The organism is Aquamicrobium aerolatum DSM 21857 (assembly GCF_900113935.1).
Classification (GTDB): domain Bacteria; phylum Pseudomonadota; class Alphaproteobacteria; order Rhizobiales; family Rhizobiaceae; genus Aerobium; species Aerobium aerolatum.
The window spans coordinates 33110-52499 of sequence record NZ_FORF01000017.1; the positions used below are offsets into that span (position 1 = coordinate 33110).

19 protein-coding genes and 1 other RNA gene are annotated in these 19390 nt (G+C 59.1%); 13 read left to right on the top strand and 7 right to left on the bottom strand.

Annotated features, from left to right (window positions below; translation table 11 throughout):
• Positions 1-146 precede the first annotated feature (146 nt).
• From BMZ42_RS14005 to BMZ42_RS14015, 3 genes are all read left to right on the top strand, one after another.
• Positions 147-620, top strand: a complete 474-nt coding sequence (locus BMZ42_RS14005) for a hypothetical protein (protein ID WP_091523595.1) — start codon at positions 147-149, stop codon at positions 618-620.
• Between the two features lie 151 nt (positions 621-771).
• The gene (locus BMZ42_RS14010) at positions 772-2433 is read left to right on the top strand and encodes an FAD-binding dehydrogenase (RefSeq protein WP_091523597.1); all 1662 of its coding nucleotides are present in this window, start codon (positions 772-774) and stop codon (positions 2431-2433) included.
• An 11-nt stretch (positions 2434-2444) separates the two neighbouring features.
• Positions 2445-3593, top strand: a complete 1149-nt coding sequence (locus tag BMZ42_RS14015; protein ID WP_091523674.1) for an amidohydrolase — start codon at positions 2445-2447, stop codon at positions 3591-3593.
• Between the two features lie 5 nt (positions 3594-3598).
• On the opposite strand, the gene BMZ42_RS14020 is transcribed toward BMZ42_RS14015, so the two are convergent.
• Positions 3599-5401: an ABC transporter transmembrane domain-containing protein gene (locus BMZ42_RS14020; RefSeq protein ID WP_091523599.1), complete on the bottom strand. Its 1803-nt coding sequence runs from the start codon at positions 5399-5401 to the stop codon at positions 3599-3601.
• 188 nt (positions 5402-5589) lie between these two features.
• Between BMZ42_RS14020 and rpmE the strand changes: the two genes are divergently transcribed.
• On the top strand, positions 5590-5811 hold the full coding sequence (gene rpmE, locus BMZ42_RS14025; RefSeq protein WP_091523601.1) for a 50S ribosomal protein L31: 222 nt from the start codon (positions 5590-5592) through the stop codon (positions 5809-5811).
• Between the two features lie 218 nt (positions 5812-6029).
• On the opposite strand, the gene BMZ42_RS14030 is transcribed toward rpmE, so the two are convergent.
• The 5 genes from BMZ42_RS14030 to ssrS all read right to left on the bottom strand — a co-directional run bounded on the left by BMZ42_RS14030 (position 6030) and on the right by ssrS (position 9496).
• Positions 6030-6779, bottom strand: a complete 750-nt coding sequence (locus BMZ42_RS14030; protein ID WP_091523604.1) for a YebC/PmpR family DNA-binding transcriptional regulator — start codon at positions 6777-6779, stop codon at positions 6030-6032.
• Positions 6780-6886: 107 nt separating this feature from the next.
• Positions 6887-7660 (bottom strand): TerC family protein, encoded by a 774-nt coding sequence (locus BMZ42_RS14035; RefSeq protein WP_420492475.1) that lies wholly within the window; start codon positions 7658-7660, stop codon positions 6887-6889.
• A 160-nt stretch (positions 7661-7820) separates the two neighbouring features.
• Positions 7821-8645 carry a TIGR00282 family metallophosphoesterase gene (locus BMZ42_RS14040; RefSeq protein WP_091523605.1) on the bottom strand — a complete coding sequence of 275 codons (825 nt, stop codon included), beginning with the start codon at positions 8643-8645 and terminating at the stop codon, positions 7821-7823.
• Between the two features lie 22 nt (positions 8646-8667).
• Complete coding sequence (locus BMZ42_RS14045) at positions 8668-9297, bottom strand: 5-formyltetrahydrofolate cyclo-ligase (protein WP_091523678.1); 630 nt, start codon at positions 9295-9297, stop codon at positions 8668-8670.
• A 42-nt stretch (positions 9298-9339) separates the two neighbouring features.
• Positions 9340-9496: non-coding RNA, 6S RNA (gene ssrS / locus BMZ42_RS14050), on the bottom strand.
• Positions 9497-9625: 129 nt separating this feature from the next.
• Between ssrS and BMZ42_RS14055 the strand changes: the two genes are divergently transcribed.
• From BMZ42_RS14055 to BMZ42_RS14095, 9 genes are all read left to right on the top strand, one after another.
• Positions 9626-10465, top strand: coding sequence for an AAA family ATPase (locus tag BMZ42_RS14055; RefSeq protein WP_091523608.1), 840 nt, complete (start codon positions 9626-9628; stop codon positions 10463-10465).
• An 18-nt stretch (positions 10466-10483) separates the two neighbouring features.
• Positions 10484-10930: a GNAT family N-acetyltransferase gene (locus BMZ42_RS14060; protein ID WP_091523610.1), complete on the top strand. Its 447-nt coding sequence runs from the start codon at positions 10484-10486 to the stop codon at positions 10928-10930.
• A 5-nt stretch (positions 10931-10935) separates the two neighbouring features.
• Positions 10936-12126: a vWA domain-containing protein gene (locus tag BMZ42_RS14065; protein WP_091523612.1), complete on the top strand. Its 1191-nt coding sequence runs from the start codon at positions 10936-10938 to the stop codon at positions 12124-12126.
• A gap of 53 nt (positions 12127-12179) precedes the next feature.
• Entirely contained in the window at positions 12180-12581 is a 402-nt protein-coding gene (gene msrB, locus BMZ42_RS14070; RefSeq protein ID WP_091523614.1) for a peptide-methionine (R)-S-oxide reductase MsrB, read from the top strand.
• Positions 12582-12828: 247 nt separating this feature from the next.
• The gene (locus BMZ42_RS14075; protein WP_091523617.1) at positions 12829-14049 is read left to right on the top strand and encodes a polysaccharide biosynthesis/export family protein; all 1221 of its coding nucleotides are present in this window, start codon (positions 12829-12831) and stop codon (positions 14047-14049) included.
• Positions 14027-15508 carry a GumC family protein gene (locus BMZ42_RS14080; protein WP_091523619.1) on the top strand — a complete coding sequence of 494 codons (1482 nt, stop codon included), beginning with the start codon at positions 14027-14029 and terminating at the stop codon, positions 15506-15508. Before BMZ42_RS14075 ends, BMZ42_RS14080 begins: the two co-directional genes overlap by 23 nt.
• Before the next feature lie 17 nt (positions 15509-15525).
• Complete coding sequence (locus BMZ42_RS14085) at positions 15526-16347, top strand: P-loop NTPase family protein (protein ID WP_139207934.1); 822 nt, start codon at positions 15526-15528, stop codon at positions 16345-16347.
• Between the two features lie 133 nt (positions 16348-16480).
• Positions 16481-17221 carry an ExeA family protein gene (locus BMZ42_RS14090; RefSeq protein WP_244523273.1) on the top strand — a complete coding sequence of 247 codons (741 nt, stop codon included), beginning with the start codon at positions 16481-16483 and terminating at the stop codon, positions 17219-17221.
• A 20-nt stretch (positions 17222-17241) separates the two neighbouring features.
• Entirely contained in the window at positions 17242-18201 is a 960-nt protein-coding gene (locus tag BMZ42_RS14095) for a glycosyltransferase family 2 protein (RefSeq protein WP_091523626.1), read from the top strand.
• 38 nt (positions 18202-18239) lie between these two features.
• On the opposite strand, the gene BMZ42_RS14100 is transcribed toward BMZ42_RS14095, so the two are convergent.
• Positions 18240-19271, bottom strand: a complete 1032-nt coding sequence (locus BMZ42_RS14100; RefSeq protein WP_091523629.1) for an acyltransferase family protein — start codon at positions 19269-19271, stop codon at positions 18240-18242.
• Between the last annotated feature and the right edge of the window lie 119 nt (positions 19272-19390).

Consider the following 19390-nt stretch of genomic DNA (forward strand, 5'->3'; position numbering starts at 1 on the left):
TTGAACGTCCCTGCCCTCGTACATAGCTTCCAATCAGCCGGGGTTGCCCGGGCACGCTTTGGTGAGAGCGTGGCCGACGGGCAACCTGACGGTGCAATTGTAGGTCGATGGCTCCCAACATCGACCTGTTGAATTGGACAAGAAAAATGAACAACTTCGCAATCAAGACCACCCTCGCTGTTCTCCTCGCCTCCACTCCGCTCGTCGGAGCCTATGCACAGCCCCTCAGCTCACAGATTTCTCCGGAAGACCGTGTCTATTCGCGCTCGATCGACAGCGTCGACACGATCTCGACTTCGAGCATCAACCGCGCCGCCTCCGGCTATGTCGGCAAGTCCCCTGCGGACCTCACCTACGAAGCTTCGATCTCGGCCCAGCGCCAGGCTCCTTCGCTTTCTCTGACCCAGCAGCTCGAGCGCCAGATCAAGGCCGCTGAAAGCAACGTCAACAATGCTCGTCAGAACGGCTATGTCGATGCAGGACGCGTTTCACAGCTGCGCGCTCAGATTGACAACATTCGTCAGCAGGCAGCAGGTGGCGTTTCCAATGCAGCCTTCCACGACCTTTCCCAGCAACTGAAGGCTGTGAACCAGGGTGCTTACGCGCTCGTCACCGGCTGATTTCAGCTTGACCTGAAATATCGCTTCCAGAGGGCCGCCGCGAGGCGGCCTTCTTTATGCTTGCAGTCGGGCCTGCAACGGCACTGACGATCAGACGTTGACCGGACTGCCTAAACAACGTCACTCTTCCAGTTATTACGGGGGAGGAAATATGAGCGAAGCGGTCGACGCTATCATTGTGGGTGCAGGACTTGCTGGCCTTGTGGCCGCTATGGAACTGGCGGACGCCGGCAAGCGTGTCGTGATGATCGAGCAGGAGGGTGAGCAGTCGCTTGGCGGACAGGCGTTCTGGTCCCTCGGCGGCCTGTTCTTTGTCGATAGCCCCGAGCAGCGCCGAATGGGCATACGCGACAGCCGCGATCTTGCGCTACAGGATTGGCTCGGCTCTGCGCAATTCGACCGTTCCGAAGATTTCTGGCCACGCCAGGTCGCTGAAGCGTTTGTCGATTTTTCTGCCGGTGAAATGCGGTCCTGGCTTCACCAAATGGGAATGCGCTGGTTTCCGGTTGTAGGCTGGGCAGAGCGTGGAGGGGGGCACGCCCATGGTCACGGCAACTCGGTTCCGAGATTCCATCTGACATGGGGCACAGGCCCCGGTGTCCTGGAGCCATTCCTGGCGCGAGTACAGGAGCATCGCAGGAAAGGGCGCATTGCGATCCGTTTCCGTCACCAGGTCAGTCGCATCCTGCGCGCCGGTGGAATGATCTCAGGTGTAGGCGGCGAAATTCTCGAACCCACCGCAGTCGAACGCGGCCAGCAATCAAGCCGATCCATCACCGGAGCATTCGAATTGCTGGCTCCGGTCGTCATCGTCACATCCGGCGGAATCGGCGGTAATTTCGAACTGGTCCGCAAGGCCTGGCCAGAGGACCGTCTCGGGCCGTGTCCGACGACGATGGTCGCCGGCGTGCCCCATCATGTCGATGGCCGCATGGTTGCCATCACACAGAATGCCGGCGGCGCCGTGATCAACGCCGATCGGATGTGGCACTATACCGAAGGTGTGCGCAACTGGGCTCCAATCTGGCCGGCACATGGCATCCGAATTCTGCCCGGTCCCTCGTCGATGTGGTTCGATGCCTGTGGCGAGCGGCTGCCGGCGCCATATCTTCCCGGCTTCGACACGCTTGGAACGTTGCGGCACATTCTCGCCACGGGGTACGATTATTCTTGGTTCGTGCTGACCCAGTCGATCATCAAGAAGGAGTTCGCGCTGTCCGGCTCCGAACAGAACCCCGACTTCACATCCAAGAAGTGGCTGAACGTCATCAGGAGCCGCGTGCTGAACAAGCGTGCGCCAGAGCCGGTCGAGGCTTTCAAGGAAAATGGCAGTGACTTCATTGTCGCCGATACTCTGCCCGAACTCGTTGCCGGCATGAACGCGCTGACCGGCGACGACCTGATCGATCTCGATCACCTCACCATGCAGATTGAAGCGCGAGATCGCGAGATCGCCAATCCTTTTTCCAAGGACGCCCAAGTGACCGCCATACGCGGCGCGCGCCAGTATCGCGGTGACAAGCTGGTGCGCACCGCACGGCCCCACCGAATTCTCGATTCTGCTCACGGGCCATTGATTGCCGTGAAACTTCACATCCTCACACGCAAGACACTGGGTGGCCTGCATACGAATCTGGATAGCCAGGTGCTTGACGAGCATGGCGATCCGATCTCCGGCTTGTACGCGGCAGGTGAGGTCGCGGGCTTCGGCGGCGGCGGCTACCACGGTTACAACGCGCTGGAAGGCACGTTTCTCGGCGGCTGCATTTTCTCCGGGCGCAATGCCGGTCGTCACGCAGCGCAAAACCTGTGAAGGATCATGACATGGGCCTGACTCCTGAAGACATGAGCGAACTGATCGCCTTTCGCCATGAGTTGCACCGGTTTCCAGAAATCTCGAACGAAGAAGAACACACCGCGCAGCGTGTTGTCGATTTTCTCGCAAACACCAATCCCGGCAATGTGATCACAAATCTCGGCGGTTACGGCGTGGCGCTGGTTTATGACGGCGATGAGCCCGGCCCCACAATCCTGTTTCGAAGCGAACTGGATGCACTGCCGATTGAAGAAGTTTCCCAGATCCCACATCGCTCGACCGTCGCCGGGAAATCGCACATGTGCGGGCATGACGGACATACTGCAATTCTCGCTGCGTTGGCGCGGCAGTTCGGCAGGCAGAAGCCGGCCCGGGGCAAAGTTGTCCTGATGTTCCAGCCGGCCGAAGAGACCGGCAACGGTGCGGCTGGTGTGGTCAGCGATCCGCGCTATGACGATATCCGGCCGGATTTCGCGTTTTCGCTTCACAATTTGCCTGGAACACCCTTGGGGCATGTTCGCCTCAAGCCGGGCGTCGTCAATTGTGCCTCTCGCGGAATGCGCATCACGCTTGAAGGCAAGACTGCTCACTCATCGATGCCCGAAACGGGCATCTCTCCGATGTGGGCGATCGCCACGCTGATGCCAGCGCTGGTCGGGTTGGGCAGCGGGAGCTTCAATGATGACGAGTTCTCGATGATCACCGTCACCCATGCTTCGATGGGTGAGCCTGTGTTCGGCATTGCACCCGGCCATGCCGAACTGCGTATCACCCTTCGCACGCGTCTCGACGAACGCATGGCTGCCTTATGCGCCGACGCCGAGGCGATGGCTCAGGAAGCCGCTTCTCGCAACGGGCTGACAGCAGCTTTCGACTACCACGAGATCTTTGTCGCCAGCATCAATGCGCCCGAAGCCGTTGAGCATCTGCGCACCGCGCTTGACGCCGAGGGTATTTCTCACGACGAGGCCGAATTGCCGATGCGCGCATCGGAAGATTTTGGCACATTCGGGCATGGCGCAAAATCCGCGATGCTATTTCTGGGTGCAGGCACGGACCATCCGCAACTGCACAACCCCGATTATGATTTTCCCGACGATCTGATCGAGATCGGCACACGCATCTTCATGCGCACCGCTCGAAATCTCGTCGGATAGAAGGCCTATTCGGCAGCTTTCGAAAAGGCCTCGCCGCCAACGTCGAATTGCAATTTGGCCAAGCGCGCATACACGCCGCCCTTGGCAACAAGACTGCGATGGGTGCCCTCTTCGACGATGCGTCCGTCTTCCATCACGAAAATGCGGTCGGCCTTCAACACTGTAGCCAGACGATGAGCGACGACGATTGTCGTGCGTCCTTCCATCAGCCGGTCGAGCGCCTGTTGTACCAGCGTCTCGCTCTCGGCATCCAGCGCCGATGTTGCCTCATCGAGCAGTAGAATCGGCGCATCGCGCAGGATGGCCCGGGCAATCGCCACGCGCTGGCGCTGACCACCGGAAAGCGTAACACCGCGCTCGCCAAGCTCGGTATCATAGCCATCCGTCAACCGGGAGATGAAGATGTCAGCATGGGCGTCGCGCGCAGCAGCCTCGATATCGGACCGGCTTGCTCCCGGCTTGCCAAATGCAATGTTGTCGGCTGCTGTGGCGGCGAAGATGGTAACGTCCTGCGGCACGATCGCGATACGGCTGCGAACGTCTGCCGGGTCTGCCTCCCGCACATCCACGCCGTCGATCAGGATCTTGCCCTCGAGCGGATCGTAGAACCGCATCAACATCGAAAAGACCGTGCTCTTGCCAGCACCCGATGCACCGACAATCGCAACCGTCTCCCCCGGCTGAACTGCAAATGTCAGTCCCTCAAGGGCCGAATGGCCGGGCCGTGTCGGGTAGGCAAAACGCACATCATGGAATTCCACCTTGCCTGCGGCGGGCTCCGGCATCATTGCAGGCTGGCTGGGAGCCGTAATTGCGGGCACTTCATCCAGAAGCTCGGTCAGACGCTCAGCCGCCCCGGCCGCCTGGTTCAGCTCGCCCCAGACCTCCGAAAGTGCACCCAGCGCGCCGGCGGCAAACACCGCATAGAGCAAGAATTGTCCCAGCGTCCCCGCCGACAAATTGCCGGAAAGGACGTCGCCTGCACCGATCCACAACACAGCCACAACCGACGTGAAAATCGTGAAGATGGCAAAGAAAGTCAAAAATGCCCGTGCAAACACCGATGCGCGCGCCGCGCGGAACGCAGTTTCCACTGCATCGGCAAAGCGTTTGGTCACCAGCCCCTCATTGGTGAAGGCCTGGAGCGTCCGCACTGCGCCAATCTGCTCGCTCGCATAAGCGCTGGCTTGCGCAAGCGTGTCCTGGGCTAGGCGCGATTTGCGACGTACCGATCGCCCGAACGCTATGAGCGGCACAACGACGACCGGAATTGCTGCAATCACCAACGCCGACAGCTTCGGGCTCGTCACCACCATCATCCCCAGCGCACCGAGGCCCATGATGAGATTTCGCAACGCCACCGAGGCAGTTGCCCCAACAGCGGACTTGATCTGCGTTGTGTCGGCAGTCAGCCGCGAGACGATCTCACCCGACTGGGTCCGGTCAAAGAACGCAGGCGACAGCGTCGCAACATGCGAAAATACATCGCGCCTGACATCGGACACGACGCGCTCGCCAAGCGTGATGACAAAATAGTACCGGGTGGCCGACGCCAGAGCGAGAATGCTCACCAGCACGATCAGCATGGTGAAATAATTGGCCATGAAGCCGGAATTGGTTTCGCTGAAACCATGGTCGATCATCCGCCGCACCGCGATCGGCAGGGTCAGCGTCGTGACCGCGGCTGCGACCAGGGAGATGAGCGCGCCGATGACCAACGCGCGGTAGCGGGCCAGATACGGGACGAGACGCCGCAATGGGCCGATGGACCGACCTTTGCGTTCGCCGTTCATGATTTCTCTTGCCATGAGCCCTTCCTGTGCCGTATCGGCGAAATTGCCGTGCCACCGGCCTTGTGAATTCAAACCGGCTCCTGTATATGCCAGCCGACTGTTTTTGGAGCCGCAGCTTCCTTAGCCGCGGCTTCAGGTTTTGATAGTGGGCGCATCGCCGCAGCGAAGCGCGCGCGTTAGCCCCGAAAGCCAGGACGACACCGATGAAGACCGATATCCATCCAGACTACCACACCATCAAAGTCGTGATGACCGATGGCACCGAGTACCTCACCCGCTCCACCTGGGGCAAGGAAGGCGACACGATGAACCTCGACATCGACCCGACCACCCATCCGGCCTGGACCGGTGCGTCGCAGACGCTGATGGACCGTGGCGGCCGCGTTTCCAAGTTCAAGAAGCGCTACGAAGGCCTCGGTATCTGATACCGCATGCCCGAAACAAGACTTGTCTCGGTATAGAGATGCCGTAGTCACAAGCCTTGCGCCAAATCAAATACAGAAAAACCCGCCAGTTTGGCGGGTTTTTTTTGTGCTCAGTCGCGCTTGGGCTCAAATCATCCCGAGGTCGCAGAGATTCAGCTTGCTGCAAAAGCGAGCGCGCGGCTCCGGCCATATCAAGCAACCGGAACCGCGAAACCGTCCTACACGGCGCTGAGCTTGGCCATGGTCTCGTCGTCGACTTCAAAGTTGGCGTAAACGTTCTGAACGTCATCGTCGTCTTCAAGCGTCGCCACCAGTTTGAGGATTGAACGTGCGCGATCCTCGTCGACTGGCGTATTGGTCTGCGGCTTCCAGATCGTCTTGACCGATTCGGGTTCGCCAAGGGCAGCCTCAAGCGCAGCCGTGACCTCGCCGACACTTTCAAAGGCGCAAAGGATGACGTGGCTTTCATCATCGGATTCGACATCGTCAGCACCGGCTTCGATGGCGGCTTCCATCACCTTGTCGGCATCGCCTGCCGCCGCGCTATAGACGATCTCGCCAACGCGATCCCACAGGAACGACACCGAACCGGTTTCGCCCAGTGCGCCGCCCGCCTTGGTGAAGGCTGCGCGGACGGTCGAGGCCGTGCGATTGCGATTATCTGTCAACGCCTCGACGATGACAGCGATACCACCGGGGCCGTAGCCTTCGTAGCGGACTTCGTCGTAGTTCTCGCTATCGCTGCCCGACGCCTTGTTGATGGCGCGCTGGATGTTGTCCTTCGGCATCGACTGCGCCTTGGCGTTCTGGATCGCAAGGCGCAAGCGGGCGTTCATGCTGGGGTCGGGAGCGCCCATCTTGGCCGCGACAGTGATCTCGCGCGCAAGCTTGGAAAACATCTTCGAGCGAACGGCGTCCTGCCGGCCCTTGCGATGCATGATGTTCTTGAATTGTGAGTGACCTGCCATAACACCCCTGTTCGGACTTTTCCCAACGTGTTGAATGCCGGGGCTTATAGATAAAACGCCGGGAAACGTCCAGCCAAGGCACTGGCCAGCCGAGGTGCCGAAGCACCTCAACTGTCAGGAAGGCTGTGCTGCGGACTACGAGCACCGGCGCGCCGGCGACGCGACAGCATATTCAGAATCTCCACCAAAGCAGAAAATCCCATCGCCACGTAGATGTAGCCCTTGGGGACATGGAAACCCATGCCTTCGGCAATGAGGGTCATGCCGATCATCAGCAGGAACGCGAGCGCCAGCATAACGATGGTGGGATTTCGCTCAATGAAGCGGGACAACGGGTTCACCGCCAGAAGCATCGCGACCACAGCGACAATAACCGCGATATACATGATGGCGATCTCATCGGTCATACCGACCGCAGTGATGATGGAGTCGATCGAGAACACCAGATCGAGCAGCAGGATCTGGAAGACTGCGCCCGCAAAGGACAAAGTGACTACATCTGAGACCATGTTGCCTTTGCTGTCTTGCGGGTCGACCGAATGATGGATTTCCTTCGTTGCCTTCCACACAAGAAACAGACCGCCGACGATCAGGATAATATCGCGCCATGAGAATGGCTGATCGAACAAAGTGAAGAGGGGATTGGTCAGCTGGACGATCCAGGCAACGGTTGCCAGCAGCAAAAGTCGCATCAATAGCGCGGCGCCGATTCCGATACGGCGTGCACTCACTCGATGCTCTGGGGGGAGTTTGTTGGTCAGGATCGAAATAAAGATGAGATTGTCGATGCCCAGAACAACCTCGATCACCACGAGGGTCAAAAGCGCAACCCATGCCGTCGGGTCGTTGATCCAGTCGAAGAACCCGGCAAAAAACTCCATAGAAAACACCCGCGTGTTGAAAGAATGGCGCAATAAATTATCCGCGTCGCGTCACTTCCGACAACGCGACCAGCGCCCTAAAATGCGCGAGCTGAATTTCCGTTCCAAACAAATAGGTGAAATTGCATGGCAGAAGATGTCTGACGCCGCTGCACGGTTATCAGCGCCAGAAGGCTGGAACAGTTTCCTCAAGGCGCGGTCCAAGCCGCAACGGTGCGATCCGTTCGCAAAGGCCCGTACGATCGGAGATATCCAAACCAACGCCGCAGATCGTCGCCGGTCCGCCAGCAGCCTCAAAGCGGCCACGCGGCACTTTTGACAGGAAGCGATTGAGCGGCTCTTCCTTGTCCATTCCAAGCGACGAATTGTAGTCGCCGCACATGCCGGCGTCGCTCAGGTAACCAGTGCCGCCATCCAGAATCTGGTGGTCTGCGGTCGGCTGGTGCGTGTGCGTGCCGACCACAAGGCTCGCCCTGCCGTCGACAAAATGTCCCATGCACATCTTCTCGGACGTTGCCTCGGCGTGAAAATCGATCACCACCGCATCGGCGACTTCACCCAATGGACACGCCTCCAGTTCGCGTTCGGCAGCCTGGAAAGGATCATCAAGTTCCGGGTGCATGAACACCCGGCCCATAATATTCGTCACGAAGACACGAGCGCCGTTCCGTGCCTCATAAAGGCCCGTACCGCGACCCGGCGTGCCGAGCGGGAAGTTTGCCGGACGAATGAAGCGATCCGAGCGCGACGCAAACTCAAGTGCCTCACGCTGGTCCCAGACGTGGTTTCCAGTCGTCACCACATCGGCGCCCGCATCGAGCGTGCGCAGATAGATTTCTTCGGTAATACCAAAGCCGCCAGCTGCGTTCTCGCCATTCACGATGACGAAATCGAGCCGGAAATCGGAAATCAGTCCGGGGAGCTTGTCCCAAACCGCCGTGCGGCCGGAGCGTCCGACCATGTCGCCAAGAAATAACAGTCTCATGGCCGGGCTCTATAGATCAGTTCTACGACGCGTGGAAAGCGTTAATCGGCGCGTAGGCAGGCGGGCGAGCCGCAAGCGGAAACGATCGAAGGCCCGTATCGCTCAACAATTGATGGAGCTGGACATCATGCGCGGCCTCCGGAACCCGCGGCACCTCCTGGCAGTCGAAGCCAACCGCAACGAGGCGCGGCGAATGACCATCTGCATGCAGCCTGGCGATCGCACGGTCGTAATATCCCGCGCCGTAGCCAATTCGGTGACCGCGTGCGTCGAACGCTGCCAGCGGGATGAGCATGACCGACGGCTCGAGCAACGCTGCGTTCCCATCAGGGCCACGCGTCCCAAACCCCATGTCGACCAGTGGCGCTCCGCGCTTGAGTTCGCGAAAAACGATGGTCGTCTTGTCGAGGATGGCAGGAAGACACACGCGCATGCCGCTGTCGATCAGTCGGAACATCAACGGGCGCAGGTCGAGTTCCGAGCGCATGGGCCAAAACCCTGACACGATGGTGCCCGGCTCTATCCGCAGCAGGTCGTTTGCATGTCCAAGCTGAAGCGCAACTTCGGCGCGCAAAACCGGGTCCAGCGCGTTTCGCCGCGCCAGAGCTTCAGCGCGCAACTGCTTCTTGATGTCCGAAGAGGCAAGCGACATGGGCGATGAACTGGCCAGTACCAGCAGGACAGAAAAGAACAGTAGCGATCCACGACGACCGATGTCGCGGTTGATCCCGGTGGCCTACAAAGTAGGTGGGCGCCGTGTGTCCGAACCCACGGGTTCGGACAGGGACAGCTCCCTAAGGATCAGTAAGGCCCCGGGGAAGTGTTGCTCCTGTCGAGAAGCGCAGATCGCTACTGGCGAATATAGGAGGGTAAAGGCATGTGCGCCAGTGGGCATTTGCCTCCCACACGCCGCATCGCCCATCCTTGCCCTTGCCACATGCCGGTACTAGTGTCGCCCGCGACAATCGGGAGAGCATTGCATGCGCTTTGAAGGAACGGCGGCCTATGTTGCCGACAAGGATCTGATGGTTGCCGTCAACGCGGCCATCGCACTTGAACGCCCCTTGCTGGTCAAGGGCGAGCCGGGCACCGGCAAGACGGAACTCGCCAAGCAGATTGCCTCGTCGCTGGGTCTGGAGCTGATCGAATGGAACGTAAAATCCACCACCCGCGCACAGCAGGGACTTTATGAGTACGACGCAGTCTCACGTCTGCGCGACAGCCAGCTTGGCGACGAGCGGTTCAACGACATCTCCAACTACATTCGCCATGGCAAGCTGTGGGAAGCGTTCACGACCGACAAGAAGGTGGTGCTGCTGATCGATGAGATCGACAAGGCTGACATCGAGTTTCCAAACGACCTGCTGCAGGAGTTGGACAAGATGGAGTTCCACGTCTACGAGACCGGCGAAACCATTCGCGCAAAGCACCGCCCGATCGTCATCATCACGTCGAACAATGAGAAAGAGCTGCCAGACGCGTTTCTGCGCCGCTGCTTCTTCCACTACATTCGCTTTCCCGACATCGAGACGCTGCACCGGATCGTCGAAGTTCACTATCCCGGCATCAAGCAGAAGCTGGTGAGCGCAGCGCTGACGCAGTTTTACGAAGTCCGAGAAGTTGCCGGCCTGAAGAAAAAGCCCTCGACTTCCGAGGCTCTCGACTGGATCCGCCTGCTCGTTGCTGACGATGTCTCGCCCGAAGACCTGCGCGGCGATGCAAAGAACGCCCTGCCCCGCCTCCACGGCGCGCTGCTCAAGAACGAACAGGACGTTCACCTCTTCGAGCGGCTCGCATTTCTGGCGCGCCGACAAGGCTAGCATCAGCAGAGAACCCGCATGGCCAACCTGATCATTCGCCCGCTCGCCCCGTCCGACCATGAGGAATGGCGGCGATTGTGGACGGCTTATCTTGCCTTCTACGACACCGCGCTGCCCGCCGACGTCTTTGAGTCCACCTGGACGCGGCTTCTCGATGAGGGGAAATACGAACCGAACGGCTTGATCGCGGAAGCCGGCGGCAAGCCGGTTGGACTGGTGCACTACATCTACCACCGCACCTGCTGGGCGGTTGCCGACAACTGCTATCTTCAGGATCTATACGCAGAACCGGGCGTGCGAGGCACCGGCATCGGCCGGGCGCTGATCGAGGCGGTCTATGCGCAGGCAGATGCGGCTGGGGCGGCAAATGTCTACTGGATGACGCAGCACTTCAACGAGAATGCACGCAAACTCTACGATCGCGTCGCAACCCTCACCCCCTTCATCAAATACCAGCGGACCTGACGCCCATGTTCCTGCCATTCTTCCTGGAACTGAAAGCCGCCAAGGTACCTGTCTCCTTGCGAGAATGTCTTTCGCTGCTGGAAGGCATGGAAGCGGGGCTTGTCGACTACGATGTCGAGGCATTCTATTACCTGGCACGCGCCTCGCTGGTGAAGGACGAACGATATATCGACCGCTTTGACCAGGTCTTCAAGCACGTGTTCAAGGGACTGGAGGCTGTGTCAGGCCAAGGTGCCGTCGACGTCGCCAACCTGCCGGAGGAATGGTTGCGCCGCCTGGCTGAAAAGCACCTGAGCGACGAGGAAAAGAAGCTGATCGAATCGCTTGGCGGGTTTGAAAAGCTGATGGAAACGCTGAAACAGCGCCTCGAAGAACAGCAGGGCCGTCATCAGGGCGGTAACAAGTGGATCGGTACCGCCGGCACCTCGCCCTTCGGCGCCTATGGCTACAACCCGGAAGGCGTTCGCATCGGCCAGCACGAAAGCCGTCACCGCCGCGCCGTGAAAGTGTGGGACCAGCGCGAGTTCAGGAATTTCGACGACAGTGTCGAGCTTGGCACCCGCAACATCAAGGTCGCCCTGAAACGTCTGCGGCGCTGGGTGCGAGAGGGCGCGCATGAAGAACTCGACCTGCCCGGCACGATTTCATCGACTGCAGAGCACGGCTATCTCGACGTCAAGACGCGGCCCGAGCGCCGCAACGCGGTCAAGCTGTTGATGTTCTTCGATGTGGGCGGCTCCATGGACGACCACATCAAGGTGATCGAAGAGCTGTTCTCGGCAGCTCGCGTCGAATTCAAGCACATGGAGTATTTTTACTTCCACAACTGCCTTTACGAAGGCGTGTGGAAAGACAATCGCCGCCGTCATTCGGAGGTCATCCCAACCTTCGACGTGCTGCACAAATACGCTTCCGACTACAAGGTGATCTTCGTCGGCGATGCGTCGATGAGCCCTTACGAGATCGCCTACAAAGGCGGATCGGTCGAGCACTGGAACGAGGAAGCGGGTGCCGTCTGGCTCCAGCGCGTGCGCGCCCAGTGGCCCAACGCGGTTTGGCTGAACCCAGTGCAGGAAAAACATTGGGGCTACACACATTCGATTCAGATGATTCGTGAACTTTTCTCGGATCGCATGTATCCGCTGACCCTCGAGGGGCTGGAGCGCGCAACGCGAGAACTATCGCGCAAGCATTGAGGGCGCGCATTACCGACCCTACATCTGGCACAACAACAAATCAGGAGCCAATCATGGACGCCAAGACCTTTCCTGTCAGCCGCACGGACGCTGAATGGCGCGCGCTTTTGACCCCGGAACAGTATCAGGTGATGCGCCAGCACGGCACCGAGCGCCCCGGCAGTTGCGCCTTGCTGCATGAACATCGCGCCGGCACATTTCAGTGTGTGGGCTGTGACGAAAAGCTGTTTGCCGCGACGTTGAAATTCGAGAGCGGAACCGGCTGGCCGAGCTTCAATGATCCTCTACCCGGCGCGGTCGAGACAACCGAAGACCGGTCATTCGGTATGGTTCGTACAGAAGTGCACTGCGCCACATGCGGCAGCCATCTGGGGCATGTGTTCCCCGACGGCCCACCGCCGACCGGCTTGCGCTATTGCATCAACGGTGTGGCGCTCAAGTTCCAGCCAGACTAACGCCTGCGCGAGTTCTATTCACCCGTCAAAAGCCGCTGATCGCCAGGCGTTCGGCGGCTTTTCTATTGGGCTATCTGCCGCCTCACGACATCCTCCCTATCCAAAAGGTGTAACCAACAATCCTTCACTCCACCTGTTTGCGCATTAGCAGTAGCTCTTACCCAATAGGGCGTTGTTTCTTGTGCCCCTGCGGCAACCTATTCTTTGCGTACATTGAAACGGGCTCGCGACCCGGCGGAGTATATTGATGCAAGGTAGACTGGTATTGGCAGGGCTGTGCCTGGTGACGTTGTGCGCCAATGGGCACGCACAGGACCACTATCGCCTTGCGACAGGTGACCGGGTGGAAATCTGGACTTCTGTCGATGAGGCGATGCGACGCACGGTCACGATCGGTCCCGACGGTTGGCTTTCACTGCCTCTGGCAGGGCACCTTCAAGGTGCCGGCCTTACCCTCATCGAGCTGGAAACACAGATCAAAGACAAGCTCCGGCCCTTTTTCAAGGACGACCCGGACCTGACGCTGATGCTCGTTCCCGGCGCCGAGCGTGAGCAGACTATCTATGTCAACGGCGACGTCACAAATCCAGGTGCCTATCCCTATCGGCCCGGCCTTCTGGTCGCGCACAGCATCAGCATGGCTGGGGGACGTCCACGTGGCGCCGGCACCGCATCGAGCGATGAACGGCGCATCACGACGAATGGCGAGATTGATCGCACGACGGCGCTGATTTCCCAGCTGACGGCCCAGGCGGCCCGTATCCGCTCGGAGCAGAGTGATCGCACGACGATCGATGCGTCCACAGCCATGCCGACGGACATTGCCCGTGAAAGCTCGATCCTCCGTTCCCGGCTTGAGGAAAAGAGCGAACAGGCACGAGCGCATGCAGAACGTTTGAAGATCCGCCGCGAATTGGCAGAGACACTCAGCGAACAAGGCAAAGCCATCGAGCTACAGGTCGAACTGGCCGAGGCTCGACTGCGCTCAATCTCGCAACTGGTTGAGAAAGGCTACGCCAATGAAACCCGGCAGATAGAGATCCGAAGCGAAATCGCCGAATTGCGGGCACGTCGTCATGAACTGGAGGGCCAGATCGTCACGGCACGTCTCAATGTAGCCGATGAGGGCGAAACATACCGCGAATTGCTCGCTGCGCGCAGAGGCCAGCTCATCATCGATCTTCGCGACACGGAGCGGCAGCTCGAAAATGCCACGCTGACGCTGGCAGACAACAAGCGCCTCCTTTCTCTTCTCGACGCCGCTCCCCTGGATAGCGATTCCCCATCCACGCAACTCATCATCAAGGTCGTCAGATCGGTCAACGGACAGCCAATCGAGATCGATGCCTCCGAACTCTCCGAAGTACAGCCTGGCGACTTGATCCGCGTCTCGCGCCCGAGCGAGGAAACCCCGCCTCACCCCGCATCTGCGACGGGAATTGAAAATGCTCAACGATCTCCTTCGTAACGCCATCTACTATGCCGAGGCCTTCGCCAAGCGCCCCCTGTTTGCGATTGTGCCGGGCGCAACGGTTCTGGTCGTCGCTCTGGCTGCGATCCTGTTGCTGCCGCGCACCTATCAGTCCGAAGCATTGTTGATGGTGGAGCCCACCCCAGCATCATCGAACCTGCTTCCCGAGACGGTCATGAGCGAGCAACTGCAATTCATCGAGCAGCGCGTTCTCGCGCGTGAAAAACTATTGGCTCTGGCCAACGAGTTCGACCTCTTCCCCGGTGCACGGACGGAAATGTCGACGACGATGCTTGCTGACCTGGTACGCCAGCACATCAACATCAACACGGTCGCCGCTGAACCATCCGCGCGCCACGCTGCAACCAGCGCAATGCGGGTCGCCTTTCGTTCAGACTCAGCGGAACGCACTGCAGCGGTGACGTCGCGACTGGTGGAGATGATCATCGAGGAAAACCGCCGCCTTCGCATTCAACGCGCCACCGAAGCAACCAGGTTCCTGGAACTGGAGGCAAAGACCCTTGCCGAGCGCATTGCCCAGCGCGAAGCGGAATGGCGCGACTTCGTTGCAGCCAATGCAGACGCGATGCCCGCACGCGTCACCGGCCTTGAAAGCGAACTGCATGAGCGCGAGCGCGAGGCCTCGACACAAGCCGCCACACTTGCCGCATTGACCCAGGAAATCCAACTTTCCGAGGTTGAACTGCGCACCGCGATGCAGAGCTCCGAACCCGTTGCCCAGGCGCGTCATCAATTGTCCCAGCTTGAAGCCGAACACAACAGCAAGTCCGTCATCTATTCTGCCGAACACCCGGAAATGCGTTCGTTGAACCAGCGCATCGAGAGCCTTCGCCAGCGCATCGCGCTGGGCATTACCACCCCTGCTCAACGACCCGACCTGCCGCCCGAACTGACGATGATCACTGAACGGATCGCCATCGGTAAACGACGCCAGGAAACGCTGCAAACCGAGCATGCTGAAACGATCAGCCGGATCACCGAACTTCGTGACATCCTCGCGCGCGCGCCAGCAGTTCAGGCTCAAGTCGACGCTTTCGAACGCGATCGCGCCGGCATTTGGCGTGCATCCGACGATACCAATGGAAAGCTGGCTGCAGCACGCTCAAGCGAGCGACTCGAAATTGCCGACTCCAACTCGCAGGTTCAGATCATTGAACAGCCGGAGGTCCCACTTTACCCGGCCTCGCCGAACAGAAAACGGCTCTTTCTGCTTGCGCTCGCCGCCGCTTTTGGCGCGGGCATCGGTGGAGTCTATCTGGGCGACAGTCTGCAGCGCACCATTCGCGGCAGCTTCGACCTTCGTAACGCGCTTGCTGGCTCAACCCTCGTGATGATCCCCGATTGGCAGCCCCAGAACGAACGCCGAAAATTGGTAGATGTCGCGCTCGACTGGTTAGCAGGGGTACGTCATCCGAAAACCCAGGCCAACGCCTGAGAGGCAAGAGTCATTCCATGGACAGCATTACCAAGGCCGTACAAAGGGCGCGAGAACTAAGACAATCCCCTTCATCACCGTTCGTGACGTTATCTGGCAAGCGGATGGGCGTGTCTTCCGTCACACGCGAGCCGGACAACCTGTCGCCATCGACCACGTCTGGCACACAAGGAGCGCACCGCGCCGAAACGAGCGTTCAGCTCGACGCCACCCTTCTGCAGCGCAATAGGATCGTGGCCTTCGAACCGACTGCCTTTGCTTGCCGACATTATGACCTGCTGCGAGACCAGATCATCCACGATCAAATGGGTTCGGATTTTATCATCGTTGCAGTCGCCGGAGCAGCTGCAGGTAACGGCGCGACGGTCACCGCCGCCAATCTGGCATTCACATTCGCACGGAACCAAAAACACCGTGTTGTGCTGATCTCTCCGGATGGGGCGACCGACCCTTCTCTGCTTCGTTATTTGGGGTTGGAGGGTCAGGATTGGCAAGATGCGAGTTGGCCAAGCAACGAGGCAAGCGGCGGGCATATCCTGGCAGGCAATGTCGGGATGTGGCTCGAAATTGCCAATGACGACGCCCGTGATAACGCACATGCCCTGATAGATGGCGCGCGGACCAACCGCCGATGGCCGGCAACCGTGATCGTGCTTGATCTGCCGCCTTTGCCGGCATCCGATTTGGCAGCTGCCTACATATCGTTGTCGACCAACGTAGTTGTCGTTCTGGCAAGCGGTGAAACTACACTGCCGCAGGTCGAGTCTTGCAAAAGCATCCTCGGACAGCGCAGCGGCGTTCATTACATTCTCAACAAGACGGGCCGGCATGGGCTTTAGCCGTAACAGTCAGCCCGACTATTGGAGATAGACATTGTACGCAGATCATTTCGGGTTTCGCGAGATGCCATTTTCGATCCTGCCGGATCCGCGCTTTCTCTATCTTAGCAGAGCGCATTCCATGGCGCTGTCTATGCTGGAATACGGCGTTCTGAATCAGGCTGGCTTCACTGTCGTGACAGGAGAAATCGGGTCCGGAAAAACAACTTTGATCAAACACCTTCTCCGGAACGTGGAAGGCGACCTGACGATTGGTCTCATCAACAATACGCCACGAGAGGATGACAACCTTCTTGAATGGCTGTTGCTGGCTTTCAACCAGCCGGCACCCGTCGGCGAGTCGCGTGCTTACCTTCACCGCCGATTCAGCGATTTCGTAGCTGGCCTTGCCGACCACGGCAGACGTGCCGTTGTCGTGATTGATGAAGCCCAGAATCTGAGCCCCTCGTTGATCGAGGAGTTGCGCATGCTCTCCAATATGAACGATGCAAGGATGATGCTGCAATTGATCCTGGTCGGCCAGCCGGAGCTCAGTCTCACATTGAGCGCTCCCGAACTGCGGCAGTTCGCGTTGCGCGTATCGTCCGATTTTCACTTGCCAAGACTGCTTCCAGCTGAGGTGAACCACTATATCCGTCACCGGCTCGAGTATGTCGGCAGCCACGCGGGGATCATCCGGCGCGGCGCGCGCGCGTTGATTGCCGAAGAAACGCAAGGCATCCCCCGACAGATCAACATTCTGGCAGACCGGTGTCTGGCCTACGCCTATGGCCGCGGCCTTCGGTCCGTCAGCCAACGGCTGGTCCAACAGGTTATTGACGAGCGCCAGCGCCACGGCGTCTTCCGACACACCGCCCAGCTTGCGCTCGGGTGAGGAAGAGTCTGGAGCCGCACATGACCAATCCATTTCGGCTGGGCATCATCATCGTTAACTACCGAACGGCCGAACTGGTCATCGATTGCCTGCAATCGCTGAATCTTCCGGCGGTGTTGCCTGACGGCACGCAAATTGTAGTTGTCGAGGGCGGATCGAGCGATAACTCAGCCCGATTGATCGGCGAGGCGATCGTGTCAAACGGGTGGAGTGATCGGACTGCGTTGCTGTCGCTGGAACGGAATGGCGGCTTCGCCTTTGCCAACAATCGAGGTCTTGAGCACCTGCGCGCGCGTCATGGTGAACCCGAATATGTGTTGTTCCTCAACCCTGACACCGTGGTGCGGCCGCGGGCGATAACGGAATTGCTGGCTTATGTGGTGCAAATGCCCAGCGTCGGGATAGCCGGCAGCCGGTTGGAGGACTTCGACGGCACGCCTCAGGCATGCGCTTTCCGATTTCCTTCCGCTGCCGCGGAGCTGGAAAGTGAAGCTCGTATCGGTGTGATCTCGCGCCTTCTCAGCCCATGGCGTGTTGTTCCCGACATCGGAGAAGAAGCGCTTCGGGTCGACTGGGTTTCAGGTGCGAGCATGATGGTGCGTTCCCGCGTTCTGCAGGAAGTTGGGTCGTTCGACGAGGAGTATTTTCTCTATTTCGAGGAAGTTGACCTTTGCCGGCGGGCCGCACGTGCCGGCTGGGAATGCCACCACGTCCCCACCAGCCGTGTCGTACATCTTGTCGGACAGTCGACTGGCGTAACCCGCCGCGACATCCGCCTGCCCCGCAGACCATCCTACTGGTTCAGATCACGCAATCTCTATTTTCGAAAGCATCATCGCGCCAGCTATCGCCTTATTGCGAATATCTCATGGATCATGGGACATTTGGCGTACAGGACGCGACATCTGGTTCTGCGTCGGCGAAGCGACCTCCCACCCCATCTATTGACCGACTTCCTTCGACACAGCCTTCAGCGCTGAGCGGCACCCGTCGCCAAAACTCACCCACAAGGCAGCCGTCAAATACGCACTGGGGGCAAAGGTTCAGATGCAATCCGGCCACGTGAGGCCGAGCGTGCCAGTGCGATGCAAGGCCTTTCGATCACCCTGTACATGACCCACGCGAACGTCACGCATGTCACAGTCGCGAGCAGCAGTCCTGACGCCTGTGCCGCTACCGAACGCCCGGCAATCATGTACCAGACGCGAAACGTTGCGCCGGTGATGGGGTTGTGTGTCAGATAAAGTGAGTAGGAAATCATCCCGAGGAACTGCAACCAGCGCCAGTTCAAGGTGTTGTGAAGTCGTCCCTTGATCGCGGCGGATGCAAGGATCAGGGCCGTCGCGCTCGAAATCAGTGCGAAGAGATTGGAATGAAGGAAGGAGGCGACGAGCAGAACAGCTGTGTACGCCAGAAACAGGGGACGCGTGCGTGGGAAACACCAGGCGAAATGCACCCCCACTCCCAGCAGGAACGCATAAAACAAATTGACGAAAACACCGCGGAATTCCGGCACCAGGCCCAACGGCCACAACAGGCTCAAACAGAACGTAATCAACAGCACCGAGGTTGAGCGCGTCACCAATACAAGCGCAAGGACGACGTAGAACTGAATTTCATAACACAGAGTCCAGAAAACCGGATTCAAATGCGTGTAGCCAAGTATTTCCTGCGCGTAAAACAGATGGGCGATCAATTGGCCGACAGAAAATTCGGGATCGGGTCGCCCAACGACAACGGCACTCGCCAAGACTGAAAAGCCGACCGCAAGCAGGATCGCTACCCAATAGGGCGGATCAAGCCGGATCGACCTGCGCAACATGAAATAAACGAGAAAGCGCGGAGTAATCGGTGCCTTCGATATCGAATGCATGATCACGAATCCGCTGATCACAAAAAAGATCGCGACACCGCCCTCACCAAGCGTGGCGATATGTGCAAACTCACGTGGAACAAAGTCGACATGGTTGCCGCGCAAAGCGTGAAACATCACAACGGCAAATGCCGCCAGGCCCCGCAGACCATCGATGAAACTGTAGCGACCATTCATGGTCTACCTGCCTGAGCGCGAGGTTGAGACAGATGTCGCGCGTCTATCATCTAACCCGAAACCGCTCGTCTGTTCTGCCTCTCCAATGGTGGTAGAGATCGAGGTAATTCGGCAACACG

Bases quoted from the DNA above. Each gene is read 5' to 3' on its own strand.
- BMZ42_RS14005 (WP_091523595.1), top strand. From the start codon at position 147: ATGAACAACTTCGCAATCAAGACCACCCTCGCTGTTCTCCTCGCCTCC.
- BMZ42_RS14010 (WP_091523597.1), top strand. From the start codon at position 772: ATGAGCGAAGCGGTCGACGCTATCATTGTGGGTGCAGGACTTGCTGGC.
- BMZ42_RS14015 (WP_091523674.1), top strand. From the start codon at position 2,445: ATGGGCCTGACTCCTGAAGACATGAGCGAACTGATCGCCTTTCGCCAT.
- BMZ42_RS14020 (WP_091523599.1), bottom strand. From the start codon at position 5,401: ATGGCAAGAGAAATCATGAACGGCGAACGCAAAGGTCGGTCCATCGGC.
- rpmE (WP_091523601.1), top strand. From the start codon at position 5,590: ATGAAGACCGATATCCATCCAGACTACCACACCATCAAAGTCGTGATG.
- BMZ42_RS14030 (WP_091523604.1), bottom strand. From the start codon at position 6,779: ATGGCAGGTCACTCACAATTCAAGAACATCATGCATCGCAAGGGCCGG.
- BMZ42_RS14035 (WP_420492475.1), bottom strand. From the start codon at position 7,660: ATGGAGTTTTTTGCCGGGTTCTTCGACTGGATCAACGACCCGACGGCA.
- BMZ42_RS14040 (WP_091523605.1), bottom strand. From the start codon at position 8,645: ATGAGACTGTTATTTCTTGGCGACATGGTCGGACGCTCCGGCCGCACG.
- BMZ42_RS14045 (WP_091523678.1), bottom strand. From the start codon at position 9,297: ATGTCGCTTGCCTCTTCGGACATCAAGAAGCAGTTGCGCGCTGAAGCT.
- BMZ42_RS14055 (WP_091523608.1), top strand. From the start codon at position 9,626: ATGCGCTTTGAAGGAACGGCGGCCTATGTTGCCGACAAGGATCTGATG.
- BMZ42_RS14060 (WP_091523610.1), top strand. From the start codon at position 10,484: ATGGCCAACCTGATCATTCGCCCGCTCGCCCCGTCCGACCATGAGGAA.
- BMZ42_RS14065 (WP_091523612.1), top strand. From the start codon at position 10,936: ATGTTCCTGCCATTCTTCCTGGAACTGAAAGCCGCCAAGGTACCTGTC.
- msrB (WP_091523614.1), top strand. From the start codon at position 12,180: ATGGACGCCAAGACCTTTCCTGTCAGCCGCACGGACGCTGAATGGCGC.
- BMZ42_RS14075 (WP_091523617.1), top strand. From the start codon at position 12,829: ATGCAAGGTAGACTGGTATTGGCAGGGCTGTGCCTGGTGACGTTGTGC.
- BMZ42_RS14080 (WP_091523619.1), top strand. From the start codon at position 14,027: ATGCTCAACGATCTCCTTCGTAACGCCATCTACTATGCCGAGGCCTTC.
- BMZ42_RS14085 (WP_139207934.1), top strand. From the start codon at position 15,526: ATGGACAGCATTACCAAGGCCGTACAAAGGGCGCGAGAACTAAGACAA.
- BMZ42_RS14090 (WP_244523273.1), top strand. From the start codon at position 16,481: ATGCTGGAATACGGCGTTCTGAATCAGGCTGGCTTCACTGTCGTGACA.
- BMZ42_RS14095 (WP_091523626.1), top strand. From the start codon at position 17,242: ATGACCAATCCATTTCGGCTGGGCATCATCATCGTTAACTACCGAACG.
- BMZ42_RS14100 (WP_091523629.1), bottom strand. From the start codon at position 19,271: ATGAATGGTCGCTACAGTTTCATCGATGGTCTGCGGGGCCTGGCGGCA.